The sequence below is a fragment of the Vicinamibacteria bacterium genome (assembly GCA_035570235.1).
Lineage (GTDB): Bacteria > Acidobacteriota > Vicinamibacteria > Fen-336 > Fen-336 > DATMML01.
In genome coordinates, this window is the sequence record DATMML010000042.1 from 65,956 (window position 1) to 79,517 (window position 13,562).

Annotated in this window: 10 protein-coding genes and 1 other RNA gene; 2 read left to right on the forward strand and 9 right to left on the reverse strand. The window is 67.2% G+C overall.

From position 1 onward, the window contains the following. Positions 1-11: 11 nt before the first annotated feature. From rnpB to VN461_07530, 6 genes are all read right to left on the reverse strand, one after another. Positions 12-399: RNase P RNA component class A (gene rnpB / locus VN461_07505), an RNA gene on the reverse strand. 243 nt (positions 400-642) lie between these two features. Then, complete coding sequence (locus VN461_07510) at positions 643-1,362, reverse strand: ABC transporter ATP-binding protein (protein HXB54612.1); 720 nt, start codon at positions 1,360-1,362, stop codon at positions 643-645. Continuing rightward, a complete protein-coding gene (locus VN461_07515) occupies positions 1,359-2,108 on the reverse strand; it encodes an ABC transporter ATP-binding protein (protein HXB54613.1) in 750 nt (249 codons plus the stop codon). The genes VN461_07510 and VN461_07515 overlap by 4 nt, the downstream gene beginning before the upstream one ends. After that, positions 2,098-3,057 carry a branched-chain amino acid ABC transporter permease gene (locus tag VN461_07520; GenBank protein ID HXB54614.1) on the reverse strand — a complete coding sequence of 320 codons (960 nt, stop codon included), beginning with the start codon at positions 3,055-3,057 and terminating at the stop codon, positions 2,098-2,100. Before VN461_07520 ends, VN461_07515 begins: the two co-directional genes overlap by 11 nt. Continuing rightward, positions 3,057-3,965: a branched-chain amino acid ABC transporter permease gene (locus VN461_07525; GenBank protein ID HXB54615.1), complete on the reverse strand. Its 909-nt coding sequence runs from the start codon at positions 3,963-3,965 to the stop codon at positions 3,057-3,059. Before VN461_07525 ends, VN461_07520 begins: the two co-directional genes overlap by 1 nt. A gap of 74 nt (positions 3,966-4,039) precedes the next feature. Beyond that, on the reverse strand, positions 4,040-5,269 hold the full coding sequence (locus VN461_07530) for an amino acid ABC transporter substrate-binding protein (GenBank protein ID HXB54616.1): 1,230 nt from the start codon (positions 5,267-5,269) through the stop codon (positions 4,040-4,042). A gap of 536 nt (positions 5,270-5,805) precedes the next feature. On the opposite strand from VN461_07530, the gene VN461_07535 reads away from it, so the two are divergent. Both VN461_07535 and VN461_07540 read left to right on the forward strand, forming a co-directional pair. Then, on the forward strand, positions 5,806-7,851 hold the full coding sequence (locus VN461_07535; protein ID HXB54617.1) for a carboxypeptidase regulatory-like domain-containing protein: 2,046 nt from the start codon (positions 5,806-5,808) through the stop codon (positions 7,849-7,851). Between the two features lie 5 nt (positions 7,852-7,856). Continuing rightward, a complete protein-coding gene (locus VN461_07540; GenBank protein ID HXB54618.1) occupies positions 7,857-8,810 on the forward strand; it encodes a VWA domain-containing protein in 954 nt (317 codons plus the stop codon). Between the two features lie 61 nt (positions 8,811-8,871). Here VN461_07540 and VN461_07545 read toward each other — a convergent pair whose 3' ends face one another. The 3 genes from VN461_07545 to VN461_07555 all read right to left on the reverse strand — a co-directional run bounded on the left by VN461_07545 (position 8,872) and on the right by VN461_07555 (position 13,518). Next, a complete protein-coding gene (locus tag VN461_07545; GenBank protein ID HXB54619.1) occupies positions 8,872-9,675 on the reverse strand; it encodes a methyltransferase domain-containing protein in 804 nt (267 codons plus the stop codon). Positions 9,676-9,815: 140 nt separating this feature from the next. Further along, entirely contained in the window at positions 9,816-10,637 is an 822-nt protein-coding gene (locus VN461_07550; GenBank protein ID HXB54620.1) for a methyltransferase domain-containing protein, read from the reverse strand. 205 nt (positions 10,638-10,842) lie between these two features. Continuing rightward, positions 10,843-13,518: a hypothetical protein gene (locus VN461_07555; GenBank protein HXB54621.1), complete on the reverse strand. Its 2,676-nt coding sequence runs from the start codon at positions 13,516-13,518 to the stop codon at positions 10,843-10,845. Positions 13,519-13,562: the final 44 nt, after the last annotated feature.

Genomic DNA, 13,562 nt, shown 5'->3' on the forward strand with positions numbered 1-13,562 from the left:
GGGAAAAGTGTCCGCAGAGCGGGTCTGTAAGCCGGATCCTGTCACCGCCGCCAAGCGAAGCCGGCAGCGGGAGGCGATCATTCCTCTAGCCCCGCGGTCACCCGTGGGGTCCAGCGACCTACCCGGGGGCTTCGGCCGGGCCAGCCTCAAGCGCCCCCCTATTTGGTCTTGCTCCGTGTGGGGTTTTCCCTGCCCGTCGTGTCACCACGCCGGCGGTGCGCTCTTACCGCACCTTTTCACCCTTGCCACCCCCGGTCGCCCGGGAGTTCGGCGGTGTGTTTTCTGTGGCACTTTCCCTGAGGTCACCCTCGCTGGCCGTTAGCCAGCACACTGCCCTTGGAGTCCGGACTTTCCTCCCCGGCCTGGACATCCGGCCGCGGCGACCGCCCGACCCGCTCTACGGACGACCCTAGAGTACGGTGCGCGCGGGAGGGGGTCAAGAGGGAGGGGCCGTCAGGTCGGGAGCAGGCAGTGTTACCCGCGCGTGTCTTCCTTGAGCCGCGTTCCCTGACCCGCGGGCGGGTGGCGCACGCCGCCCCTCGCAGCCAATCGCGGTGTTCGCCCCCGAAATGAAAAACCGCAAACCCGGTCATGAGCAGTGGGCACCAGGGAATGGCATGCCGCCGTCTCCGGTCAGGCTCTTCAGACCGACTGTGCACCCAGATACTTCTCGCGAACGCGCGGGTCCTGGCTGAGCTCGGCGCAGGGGCCGGAGAGCGTCACCCGGCCCGACTCCAGGACATAGGCTCGATCCGCGAGGGCCAGCGCGTGCGCCACATTCTGCTCGACCAAGAGCAGGGTCACGCCTTGCTCGCGAATCCGACCCAGGGCCTTGAACACCTCCCCCACCAGCCTTGGTGCCAGACCGAGGGCCGGCTCGTCGAGCAGGAGGAGCCGGGGCCGCGCCATCAGGCCCCGCCCGATGGCGCACATTTGCTGCTCGCCCCCGGACAGCGTTCCCGCCTTCTGGCGCGCCCGCTTCGCGAGCACGGGGAACATCGCGTAGACGGCCTCCAAGGTCTCGGCGCGTCGGGGCCGTGCGCCCGCGGCGTAGGCCCCCATCTCAAGGTTCTCCCGGACGGTCATGCCTGGCCAGAGCTGCCGCCCCTCCGGGATCAGGACCAGGCCCCGGGCCACCAGGCGGTGGGGCGGATGGCCGCCCGCGGCCTGCCCGTCGTAGAGGATCTGACCGCGGCGGGGGGGCAGAAGCCCAGCTAGAGTCTTGAGAAGCGTCGACTTACCGGCCCCGTTGGCGCCCACCACCGTCACTACCTCTCCCTCGCCGACCGCCAGGGAGACGTCCCAGAGGGCTTGGACATCACCGTAGGAGACATCGAGGCCGGAGACTTCGAGCAGGCTCACGCCCGCCCCCCGGGGACGGCAACGTCCCCCAGATACGCGGCGACGACGGCGGGGTCATTCACGACCGTGGCGGGCAGGCCCTCGGCGATCTTGCGGCCGAAGTCGAGCATGAGGATGCGATCGGAGACGCCGACCACCGCGTGGACATGGTGCTCGATCATGAGGACCGTTACTCCCTCCTCCCGGACCCACCGGATCAGCTCCATCGCCCCCTGGATCTCAGAGGGGTTCAAGCCCCCCATCACCTCGTCGAGGCAGATGACCGCCGGCTCCGTGGCGAGGGCACGCGCGATCTCGAGGCGCTTCAACTCGCCGATGGTGAGCGTGCCCGCGAGCGCGCCCGCCCGGTGCGAGAGCCCCGTGCGCCGCAGGAGCTCGGCTACCCGCTCCTCCGGCGCCCCCCGCCCTCGGCCCCGACTGCCGAAGTGGGCCCCGATGGCCACGTTCTGGGTCACCGTCATCTCCCGGAACGGTCGCACGATCTGATGGGTCCGGACGAGACCCCGCGCCACCACCTCGTAGTTGGGAAGGCCATCGATCCGCTCGCCCCGGAAGCGCACGGTGCCCGCGCTGGGGGCCAGCGCGCCCACGAGGCAGGCAAAGAGGGTCGTCTTGCCCGCCCCGTTGGGACCGAGGATCCCGAAGATCTCGCCCCGCGCCACATCGAAGTCGATGCCTTCGAGCGCGAGGAGCCCGTCGAAGCGCTTCGAGAGGCCGCGGACGGAGAGGATCGCCTCAGGCGGCACTCGCCTCCTTCGGCGGCCGGCGCAGAGCGCGCGGAAGCCGCTCCCAAAGGCCGAGAAGGCCCTTGGGCTCGAAAAGCATGATTAGGATGAGAAGCGTTCCGTAGAGAAAGAGATAGGAATCACGCAAGGCGGGAACGGAGAGCATCTTGATCTGCAGGTAGCTGAAGAAGATCGCCCCCCAAACCGGGCCTGCGACCGTTCCCACCCCCCCCAGGATGGGCATGAGCACGATCGAGAGCGAGAGCCGAAAGTCGAAGACAGACCCGGGCGAGATGTATTGGAAGTTGATCGCGAAGAGGCTGCCCGCCGCCGCCACCAGGCCCGCGGAGAGGGCGTGGACCGCCACCTTGTAGCGAGTCGCGTTGATCCCCAGGGCCTCCGCGGCGTCGATATCCTGCCGGATGGCGGCCAGGGCCGCCCCGAAGGCGCTCCCCCGGAGCCAGGCGGCCAGGGTCACCACCGCCACCGCCAGCACCACCATGCTGGCGTAGTTCAGTCCGAAGTCGAAGGAGCCGGGCGGCATCCGGATCCCGCTCGACCCGCCGGTGAAGGCGACTCCCCCCGCGAAGACGCGCACCGCCTCCCCCACCCCGATGGTGGCGATGGTGAAGTACGGCCCGCGGAGCCGGAAGGTAGGCAGCCCCACCACGAAGGAGAACCCCGCTCCCAGCAAGGCGGCCAAGGGCAAGGTTGCGTAAGGTTGCATCCCCCGCAGCGCGAGCAACGCCGTCGTGTAGGCGCCGATGCCCAGGAAGGCGGAGTAGCCGATAGAGACCTGCCCGGCCAGGCCGCCAAGCAAATTCCACGAAGAGGCGAGCACCACCGCGAAAGCGACGCTCCATATGTCGTTCAGAATGCCGCGCCCGAACACGCGCGGCGCGAGCAGCAGGAGCAGGCCGGCGGCGGCGACGGTGACGGAGGGCCGCAGCCGGGCGCGCAGCCCGGTCATTAGCGGAGGGCCGCCCGTCGCCGGGTCATCCGCAGGAAGGCATGGGGAAGACCCTGCGGGAAAGCCACCAGAGCGACCACAAGGAGCGTGAAGCTCACCGCATCTTGGAAGGAAGTTGGGATCCGCGTGAACGCGCCCAGCGCGTTCTCGAGGATGGCCAGGATGAAGGCGCCCGCGGCCACGCCCACCACGCTCTCCATGCCCGCGAGCACGATGATGCAGAAAGCCTTGAGTAGGAAGCTCCGTCCGAAGTCGGGGGTGAATGCGTACAGGGTGGAGAGCAAGCCGCCTGCCACCCCGGCCAGGGCCGTCCCCATGCCGAACGCCTGGGCGGAGATGCGATCGGCGTCTACCCCGCAGAGCATGGCCGCGTCCCGGTTCTGGGTCACCGCTCGCATGGCCCGGCCCAGGTCCGTGCGCTTCACGACCAGCTGGAGCCAGAGAAGGCAGACCGCGCCGGCCGCGAAGACGAGCAGGTTCGGAACTCCAACCCGCACTCCCGCGAGGTCGACCGCCCGCATGGTGTAATTGGTCAGGATCGACTGGGTGTCGCCGCCCCAGACCGCGTAGGCGAGGTTCTGGAGGACCAGCCAGAGGCCGAAGAGCAGGAGCAGAGACTCCATGGAAGGCGTTCCCCCCCCGGAGGGTAGCCGGCGCACAAGCAGCCGTTGCAGCACTACGCCGAGCAAGAAGAAAAGGGGTGCCACAATGACCAGGGAGAGGAACGGGTCCAGGCCAAAGCGATCGTAGAGCGTGAGGGTGACGTAGGCCCCGAGCATAAGGATCCCGGCGTGAGCGAGATTGATGATTCGCATCACGCCGTAGATGACGGCGAGGCCGTACGACATCGTGGCATACAGGCCCGCTGCGAGCAGGGCATTGACGACGACGGCAACGAGATCGTGCATGGGGCGTTAGGGGGGACCGTTTGCGAAAGCGGGACCGAGGAGGGCCGGGATCATGGACGGGGCCGCCCCGACCGTCAGCTCCGCGGGATGGGGCCGACCGCCTCCCCCGTCTTTGACTCCTTGGGCCATACGATGTCCACCTTGTCACCCGGCTTGTTCTGGGTCACCACGAAGGGCAGGATGGCCTGACCGGAGGCGCTGAACTTCAGGACCCCGCCGGGCAGGATCGAGTCCTTAAGCTCCACGGTGGCGAGCCCGTTGCGAATCGCGTCCGGCGACAAGCCACCGGCCTTGTGGATGGCGGCCGCGAGCGCGCGCACCGTCTCGTAGGCGGTCGCGTGGTACCACTGCGGGTCGCTGCCCGTCGCCGACTTCCATCTCGCGTTGAAGGCCTTGACCTGCGGATAGGGAAGGAGGTCCGACCACCACCCGCTCGCGAAAACGTAGTCGGTGGCCGAGCCCAGCGCTTTGCGGGCCGCGGCATCCGCGCCGCGGGCTCCATAGGTCACCATCTGGTGGTACAGGCCCATCTGCGTGTAGGCGCGGTGCATGGCGATGTAGTCTTCGAGGTGGGCGTCGGCCATGAGCACGTCCGCTCTAGCCCCCGCCACGCGCGACAAGAGGGGCTTGAAGTCAGGAGTGTAGAGCTCGAAGCTCTCTTCGAGAGCGACCACAAACTCCCCGGGATGGGCCCTGATGAAGTCCTGGACCCCCTGCGCATAGTCCTTCCCGTGTTCCGTGTTCTCGGTGACGAGTGCAATCTTGACCGGTTTCCTGAGCCTTCCCGCTCCCACCAGCGCGTCCAGGAAGTCCATCTGGGTCGAGGCCAAAACGTCCACCGGGGACAGGGTACCGAATACCCATTTGCTCCGCCCGTAGATGCTGCGCGCACCGGCGCCGCCCGCGAGGAACGGGACGCCGTAACGCTCGGGCATCACGCTCTGGGCCTGGACAAGCTGGGAGCCATAGCCGCCGATCACGGCGTGCACCTTCTGGGTGATGAGCTGCTCCACGAGCTGGGCGCTCTTGGCCGGGTCCGAGGTGTCGTCGAGGAGAGTGAGATCAACCTTGAACTTCCTGGCTCCAAGGTCGATGCCTCCCCCATCGTTGATCTCTCGGATCGCGAACTCGGTCGCCTGCTTGTAGGCGCTGCCGATCTTGGACTCCTTTCCGGTCACGGGCAGAACGGCACCGATCCTGATCGTCTGGTCCTCGGGGGCGCCGCCGGCGGGGGAAGCCCCCGAAAAGGCGCAGAGCGCTGCGAGCAGGAGCGGGGCCGAAACTGACTTCGGTTTCGATGGCATGACCTCGTCTCCTTACTGAGGGCGGGCGCATACCAAGGCGACCGCAAGCTCTGGGGAAAGGCGGCTGGGCACGAGGATATTACGGCGGCCGGGCTGGCGCCAGCCGGTAAGCCCCCCGCTTCCGAGATCGGCCGCTCGTTCTTGGAGCCCCCCAAGCGCGCCCGAGCTGCTCCGGCGGGCATCATGAGCCAAACCCTCCGGGGAGGCGGTTCCTTGACAAGCAGGGCTCGCGTGGACCACCTTAGATGCGACTGGGCTGGATGGAAAAAATAGGGACGACGCCTGCCAGGCTCCTCCCCAGTCCCGCCCGAGTGAGAGAGTGCGGGTTGCGGTCGTGAGCCGCCAAGACTCCTGGGGCAAGCGATGCTGGAAGGTGACGCACCAGATGGCCAGCGCAGCTCCTCCGGGACTCTAGACCCCCTGCGGGTCGGAGCGCGGCGGGCAGGGACGTGTTAGCTATGGTCAAGGGAGCGGCCAGGAGGCAGGGCCGCCCGCGTCCGCACTGGCACCTCGGATGCCGACGTCGGCTCGGGAAGATGTTGCGCCTCCTTCTGCCCGGCGTGCTCAGCTTTTCTTCGATCGCGGCCCGCCCTCTAACCGCCGACACCTCGTCGGGCGGCGGCCATCTCGAGGGCAGGGTAGTGGACCCCTACGGTACCCCGCTCGCCGCGCGCACCGTCACCGCCCGGAGCCTGGCAACGGGAATTGAGCGTCAACAGCCGAGTGACCCCTGGGGGCGGTTCGTCTTCCAGGGCCTTCCCCCCGGGGCCTACGAGGTCACGATTTCCGGGATTCGTTCCTGGGTCTTCACCTTTGACAGTGCCACCACGAGCCTCCTCGCCACCCGGACCGAGAGTGCGTTCGAGGCGTTCGAGCCGTTGCCCGACGTCCATGCTGCCCCCGCGGTCGCCCTGAAGGGGACCCTCGGCCGGGCGACCCGCCGGGGAGACGTCGCGAACGGCAGTTTCGTGGTCCCGGCCCGCGCCTTCGATGCCGAGCAAAGCGCCCCCGCGCTCCTCTCGTCCTCAGCGACCGAGAACCGCCATAGCGAGTTCGAGCCCGATCCCTCCCGGGACCACTGGCAGTCGGGATGGCCACCGGGCTTCCGGGAGGGCTTGGCCCCGACGGACGAGACCCATGCCAGCCCATCCCCACCAAACCTCCCAGAGGTGACTGTGACTCCCCAGGGAGCTTTCGGAACGGGCGGCACCGTTCGCCTGTCCATCGCCTTCCCGAAACGGACGGGACCAGACGCGTACCCCTTTGCCTTCCCCTCCCTTCCGGACCTCCCTCCCCCGACCGGGACGGCGACCGGCGAGGAGGTCGAGCGGCCCATCGACCTTATCGTCAAGGCGGGCACGCCCCTGCGAGTAGCGCTCGACGAGCGAGTGACTCTGCGGCGCGTCGGCCAACCGGTGCTGGGCACCCTGATCGAACCGGTCTACTCCTATGATCGCGTCGTGTTGCCGGCGGGAACGAAGGTGGTCGGACACGTGGAAAAGCTGGAGAGCGTCCGAGGGGCAACCCGACTGCGCGCGATCCTCCGAGGGGACCTGACCCCGCTTCGCCAAGCGATTTTGAGGTTCGACACCCTGGTCTTGAGCGACTGCACCGAGATTCCCGTCGCGACCCAGGTCGACGCGGGCCTCGAGAATGTCTCCCTTGAGGTCGCGGCGGCTTCCCAAAAAGCGGGAAAGCTCGCCCAGGCCCGGCAGGAGATCGCCCAGAGAATGGAGCAGATGTCGGCGTCCCTCAAGGCGCCCGACAAAATCGAGCGGCTCAAGGAGATGCTGGCCAACCGATTGCCCTACCATTTTCAGTATCTCCACCGAGGGACCGTCTACGCCGCGGAGTTGCTCGGTCCCCTCAACTTCGGCACCGTTACTCCAACTCCACGGGCCGCCCCCGGCACGCTTGCCCCCCCCGAGAGCGTCCTCGCGGCCCGCTTGGAAACCCCTCTCGACTCGGCCAAGACTCCCCGGGGAACGCCGATCCGGGCCGTTATTACCCAGCCCTTGTTTTCGTCGGATCAGCGTCTGATCCTTCCCGAAGGCGCCGAGCTCCAGGGCGAGGTAACCTTTGCCAAGGGAGCGGGGCGGTTCCACCACAACGGACAGTTGCGCTTCTTGTTTGAGACCGTGCAACTCCCCGGAGGGGTGGCCGACAAGCTCCTGGCCTCCCTGGTCACCGCGGAGCTCGGCCAGGACCAGCACCTCACCATCGACGAAGAGGGTGGCACCAGCGTTCCAAATTCGAAGTCACGGTTCATTTCGCCGGCGGTGTCCCTCCTTGCCCTGCGCGCCACGTTGGACCACGACCGCGGCGACCGCGATGATGTCGGTGACGCGACGGCGGGTGTGCAGCAGGGGAACGCGGGCGGCCGCGGCGTTGGAGGCTTCATGGGTTTGGGCTTCCTGGGCGCGGGGCTTGGGCAAATTTCCCGACCCGTGGCCGTGGCTCTCGGAATCCTTGGTCTGGTCCGGAGCGGCTATAGCGCCCTGCTCGGCAAGGGCAGGGAGGTCGTAATCCCCGCGCGCACGCCCATACAGCTGCAGTTGTCGCCCGCTTCCACAACCCCTTGACGTCGATGCGAGTCGCGAGATCGTCGCGGCGACGCCGGCCCCCGGCCCAGGGCATTTCCGCGATCGTGGCCCTGTGCTTGCTGACCGGGCCTCCGGTCGGCGGACAGGAGCGACCGGTCTTCCGCACGGAGGCGAAGCTGGTCGTGCTTCACGCCCTCGTCCGGAACAAGCGGGGAGAGCTGGTGACGACCCTGCCGCAAGATGCATTCACCGTCTACGAGAACGGCAAGCCGCAGACGATAGCCCTCTTCCACCGGGACGACGTGCCCGTCTCCCTGGGGCTCTTGATTGACGACAGCGGCAGCATGCGCAGGTTGCGGGCCAAGGTGGAGGCGGCCGCGCTTGCGTGCGTGCGGGCCTCGAATCCTCGAGACGAGGTCTTCGTGCTCAACTTTGCCGATAAGCCGCACATCGATGTGCCCCTCACGAGCGATGTGGGCGTCCTGGAGGCCGGCCTCGCCCGGTTGGACTCCATCGGGGGCACGGCCATGCGCGATGCCATCGTGGCCGGGGCCGACTACCTCAACGAGCACAGCCAGCGGGACCGCAAGGTCCTCCTCGTCATCACGGATGGCGTCGACAACGCCAGCATGGCCTCGATCACTGACATTCGGTCGCGGGCCGAACGCCACGAGATCTTGATCTATGCCATAGGCTTGCTCGGTGAGGAAGAGACGTCGAAGGCGGCCCACGCTCGTCACGACCTGGATCAAGTGACGGCAATGAGCGGGGGTGTGGCCTACTATCCTGCGGGCCCCGAGGCTCTTGACGAAGTCGCTCTGGGGATAGCGCGTCAGATTCGCAATCAGTACACGATTGGGTACACGCCGCCCGACCAGAGCCTTGATGGTTCTTACCGGTCGTTGCGGGTGGTGGCAAGAGGACAGGAGCGGCTCTTCGTTCTCACCCGCCCGGGCTATCGCGCCATACCCCCGCCCACGGCCAAGCCGGGGTCTTGAGAGCCAAGCTCGAGCTCGTCGGCGCGGCCCCGCGGCCAAGGTTGCACTTGCAGCTTTGCGTTCACGGCTTGACCCCGGTTGCCACAATCATCCCGCGGCTGTGGCTGAGGTTGTGCCCGCAGCGCGACCCGAGTTCGCGTCGCGCACTCTTGAGGAAGTCGCTCCAACCGGCCTCCCCCAGTGCCTGACGCGCCTGCCGACCCGCCGCGCTCAACTCGCGGTCGGCCAGGTAACGCTCCACCGAAGAGGGCCAGACGAAGGGAATGCGGGCGGCCTCCACACGTGTGAACCCCGCCTCCCTCAACGCCGCGCAAACGTTGTCCGGCTCACCGAAAAAGGACTCCCACGGAGCCACTTGCCTAGTGGCTCTTTCGACCATGTCCACCCCGACCGCCCCTCCCAGGAGCTCCCTCCAGGCCGTGCTGCAGGGATCGGTCGCGGGCGCCCAGTTCGACACCCCCAGGTTTGCCGTCGCTTTGAGCACACGAAAAGCCTCGCGCAGTGCCTCACGATAGTCCCGGAGATGAGAGAGCACGAAGTTCGCGGTCAAGAGATCGAAGGACTCGTCCCGGAACGGGAGCCCGACCGCGTCGGCGGCCACGACCTGGACCCCGGCCGCCGTCCGCCTGGCCCGCGCCAGCATGGAGAGGGACTGGTCGCAACCGACCAGGCTCACGGGTGCCGTCGCCCGTCGCCCGAGAGCTCTTGGCACCGCGCCCGTCCCGGTGCCGATGTCCAGCGCTCGCTTGATTTCCATTCCGCCGAGCCGCGACAGCAGTTGCTCGGCCGCGGCTTCGAAGCGGGGTCCCCATGTTTCGTCGTAGCGGGCGGCAATGCCGTCGTAGAAAGGCGGCTCGCTCTTCACTTTCGCGGAACCCGAACTCCCAAAAGGCCCGGGTCCTGTCCGGGCGGCCTAGGCGCCGCTCTCCTAAGGCCGCGGTGACCCTTCTCCATCACGCTTCCCGGGCAATGCAATAAGGACCAATCTCGAGCACGCGCCGTCCCTCATCTCCTTCTGGCCAGGGCGTAGATTACGTTCGTTTCCACGCTGTCCACTCTTCGGGCCGCGAGATGATGGAGCACCTCCTCCTTGACCCTCTGCCCCAGTTGCGGACCCATTTGGTCGATGGTCCAGCGGAGCCCGCTGCCAAGGGCAATGGTCCAAAAATCCTCCGGCGCCCGCAAAGGCTGCCGACCGTCCTCGGGAACGACCTCGCTCTCCTGCGCTCCTCCGTTGCGCAGCAGCTGACGAACGGCTTCGGGGGTAGTGATCCGGTCCCAGGGATTGAATGCGGTATGCAGATCTGGCCGCACCCGCCGGACCGCCTCCCGCCAGACCTCGTAGGCAGGGCTGAAAATTCGGGGTCCCCAAGTGGTGATGGCCAACTGCCCGCCCCGGGCCGTCATGCGCCAGAGCTCCGCCACCTGCCTCTCCATCTCGGGAACGAAGAAGATGCCAAAGACGCAGATGACGGCATCGAAGTGCTGATCGGGGAAGCCCAGACTTGTCATGTCGCCGCGTACGAACTCCACCCAGCCTAAGCCGTCTGCCTGGGCCTTTGCCCGCCCCCGCTTCAACAGCTCATCCGCCAAGTCCACGGCCACGACGTGCCCCCCGGGGCCGATCGCCCGCGCGGCGGGCAAGGCAGAAGCGCCCGTTCCACAGCACACATCTAGGACGCGCCCCCCGCGAGGCAGGCCCATTCTCTCGACGGTCCGGCGGCCGTACCGGCTCCAGAACGCCAAGGGATCCGCGTCAAAGGAGTCTGCAGCGGCGTTGTAGGTTTGTTCCGCCTTGAGCCTGGCCGCGTCTAGAGGATCGACCATGGGACTCTCGCCCGGAAAACAGCCGTGGCTCCGAGACTCAAGATTGCTTTCGTCGGGCCTACGCGAACGGCCCCGGTCAATGCCGGGCGAGGAAGCTTGGCGTGAGGTTTAGCCCGGCGGCGGGCCCTTCAAGAGCCCGCCGCCGGACAACGAGAATTGAATAGGCCGCGTCGCCAGGGGCGCTGCGGCCCACGCCGGGGACGGTCTAATCCTCTTCCTTGGAGAGCTCGAACATCCCGCGGCCGTGAGTCGAAGCAACGATTTGTCCGCTCGTCGCGTTGCGCTCGAGACCGAACACGGAGACAAAGGGCAAGCCCTTGGACACCAGCTTCCAGGTCTCCCCGGAGTCGCGGCTGCGGAACACCCCGATGTCCGAGGCGACGTACAGCACCCGCCGCGGGTCGTCGTGGCCCACGTAGTCGATCACGACCGCATTGATGGGCACATCGGGGAGGTTGCCGGAGATGTTGGTCCAGGTGGGCGTGGCCGACAGCCCGTTGGTGGTGATGAACACGTGTCCCAGCGTCGTCGGCGTGCTGGCCTCGAAGCCGGAGAACGTCACGATGGCGGTGTTGGCGGTCGCGTCCGTAGTGTCGGTGGCGATGCCGCTGACGGCGCGGTTCGGCAACGGCAAGGCGTCGATGCGGTTCCAGGCGGCGATGCCCGAGCCGTCGACCGACGCCGACGCGGAGAGCGCGCCGTCCGAGGAGCCTGCGTACAGCACTTCCTTGCCCCCCAACAACTGCGGGAACGCGGTGATCCAGCTGACGTAGTTCCCGACGAACTTGGTGAGCCGCGGGCTGACGGCGGTCCAGGAAGGGGTCTGGGCGAGTGTCGGCAGGGGGTTGGGAGAGCGGTAGACGCGATCCGAGCCGAAGTAGATCACGTTGGGCGTGAAGGCCACGTTCTGGGCCAGGGGCGCGTAGAACGAAACCGGGTCGGTGGGGTTCATTCCGTTGTAGTACGCGCTCCCGTAGCCATAATAGGCACCGACGAACGGCCAGCTCCCGGGTCCGCCCGAGCCCCCGATGTCGCTGCGCGCCGGTCCCATGAAGTTGAAGGCCTGGTTGAAGTAGGTGTGGTACATCGTCTGGGGGTTGGACTGGTCGATGATCGACTGCCCCCCGTCGCCGAAGTCGGCGTGGAACCACTTCGGAGGCTTCAACAGATCCCGGTTGCGGATGTTGGTCCCGTTGTCCTGGGTACCGCCCAGAACGGCCTTGCGCTCCGGATCTGTGGATACGCCCTGAAACTGCGTGATGGCCAAATCGGTGTTCATGGAAGTCCAAGACGCCCCGAGATCCGGCGACCGCCAGATTCCGCCGTCGTTGCCGTCATAGACCGAGCCGTCGGCTCCGAAAGCGTACGCGTGGTCATCGGTGTGAACGCTGTCCGACGTCCCGTTGCCCTGGGAGATCGCCCTCCAGTGAAGACCCCCGTCGTCCGAGCGCCAGTTGGTGTGCCCACCGGGGACCCCCGAGAGGTCGGCCGCGAAGGCGTGGGGGTTCCCGCCGATGAAGACGCGGTTGCCCGTGGGGTCACGCGGGTCGACGGCCACGGTCATGTCGTAGAAGCATTGTCCGCTGCAGTATGCGGGCACGCTCGCCACCGTGGACCATGTTGCGGCGCCGTCCGTGGTCTTGAAGAGACCGAGCAGGCGGCTGCCGCTGGTGTTCTCGACCGCGGCGTACAGAGTACCCGGCGCCCCCGGCCCCCCGATGGCGACATTGATGCGCCGTATGTTTGCGCTGGTGGGGAAGCCGACGCCCATCGCCGTGAACGTCGCGGGTGCACCCGTGGCCGCGTTGGTGGACTTCCAGACTCCAACCCGGCTCGAGCGGACCGCCGCGTACAGCGTCTCATGGTCGACTGGGTCGAGGACCATGTCCTGGACGGAAAAGGCGCCGGCACCTGGAACGGGAACGTTCTGCAGCTGCCAGGTCGCCCCGCTATCGGTCGAGCGCCACAGGCCAAAGGGGGCGGCGGGATTCGCGATCGAGCAAGTCGGGATTGTCCCCCCGCTTTGCACACCGATCGTGGTGGACGCCCACAGCGTCGTATGGCGGCGAGAGCCCGCGGTCTTGGGATCGATGATGATCCTCGCCACCGCCCGCCCGACGAAGGGACCCGGGTTATTGAAGACCGCGCCGCCCCCGCCCAGCAGCTTCCAGTTCTCACCCCCGTCGGTGGAACGCAGGATGCCCTGTCCATAGTACGAGTCGCAGGAGCGGTTGGGCTCGCCCGTCCCCACATAAACGATCTGAGGGTCGACGGGGTCGATGGCGATGGATCCGACCGCGAGAGATGCCTCGTGATCCGTCAGGGGTCGCCAGTGTGGGTTCGGGGAGGTGGCGTTCGTGGTCTTCCACACGCCCCCTTGCGCGCCCCCGACGTAGACGATGTCAGGATTCGTGGGGTGGGCGGCAATCGCGGAAACGCGTCCGCTCACCGGGGACTGCGCGCCGAGCGAGCCGTCGGTCTGGCCTTTCGGGATGGTGGACGGGCCGAGCGCGCGCCAGTGCCCCTCCGCGGGGTCATCGCTGTCGGAGCTGTCGTCATTGTCTTCCCGCGACCGGTTGAACGCCGACCCGAGCGCCCCGACGGGGATGCTGTCGGAGGGATACGCCCTCTGGGCGAAGAACCATTGGTTGAACAGGTCCCGCTCGCCCAGAGACTCCTCCTTGAGAGAGTCCCCGACTGCGGCCTGCGAGAACTCCTCCTGGAACCGCTCCTGGACGCTCCGGGGCCGCTTCCTCACTTCCGCCCTCTTAGTCGGCTTCGCAAGTGCCGATGGTAGCGAACCCTGGAAGAGGACAGAGCCCACCGCGAGCGTGACGGCGGCCGCCGTGAGGATCAGCTTTAGGCTTTCTTTGCGCACCACTCGAGCACCTCCAAGATCCAACAATTTGAATTTAATGCCAAGTC

Bases quoted from the DNA above. Each gene is read 5' to 3' on its own strand.
- VN461_07540 (HXB54618.1), top strand. From the start codon at position 7,857: ATGCGAGTCGCGAGATCGTCGCGGCGACGCCGGCCCCCGGCCCAGGGC.
- VN461_07520 (HXB54614.1), bottom strand. From the start codon at position 3,057: ATGACCGGGCTGCGCGCCCGGCTGCGGCCCTCCGTCACCGTCGCCGCC.
- VN461_07535 (HXB54617.1), top strand. From the start codon at position 5,806: ATGTTGCGCCTCCTTCTGCCCGGCGTGCTCAGCTTTTCTTCGATCGCG.
- VN461_07530 (HXB54616.1), bottom strand. From the start codon at position 5,269: ATGCCATCGAAACCGAAGTCAGTTTCGGCCCCGCTCCTGCTCGCAGCG.
- VN461_07525 (HXB54615.1), bottom strand. From the start codon at position 3,965: ATGCACGATCTCGTTGCCGTCGTCGTCAATGCCCTGCTCGCAGCGGGC.
- VN461_07550 (HXB54620.1), bottom strand. From the start codon at position 10,637: ATGGTCGATCCTCTAGACGCGGCCAGGCTCAAGGCGGAACAAACCTAC.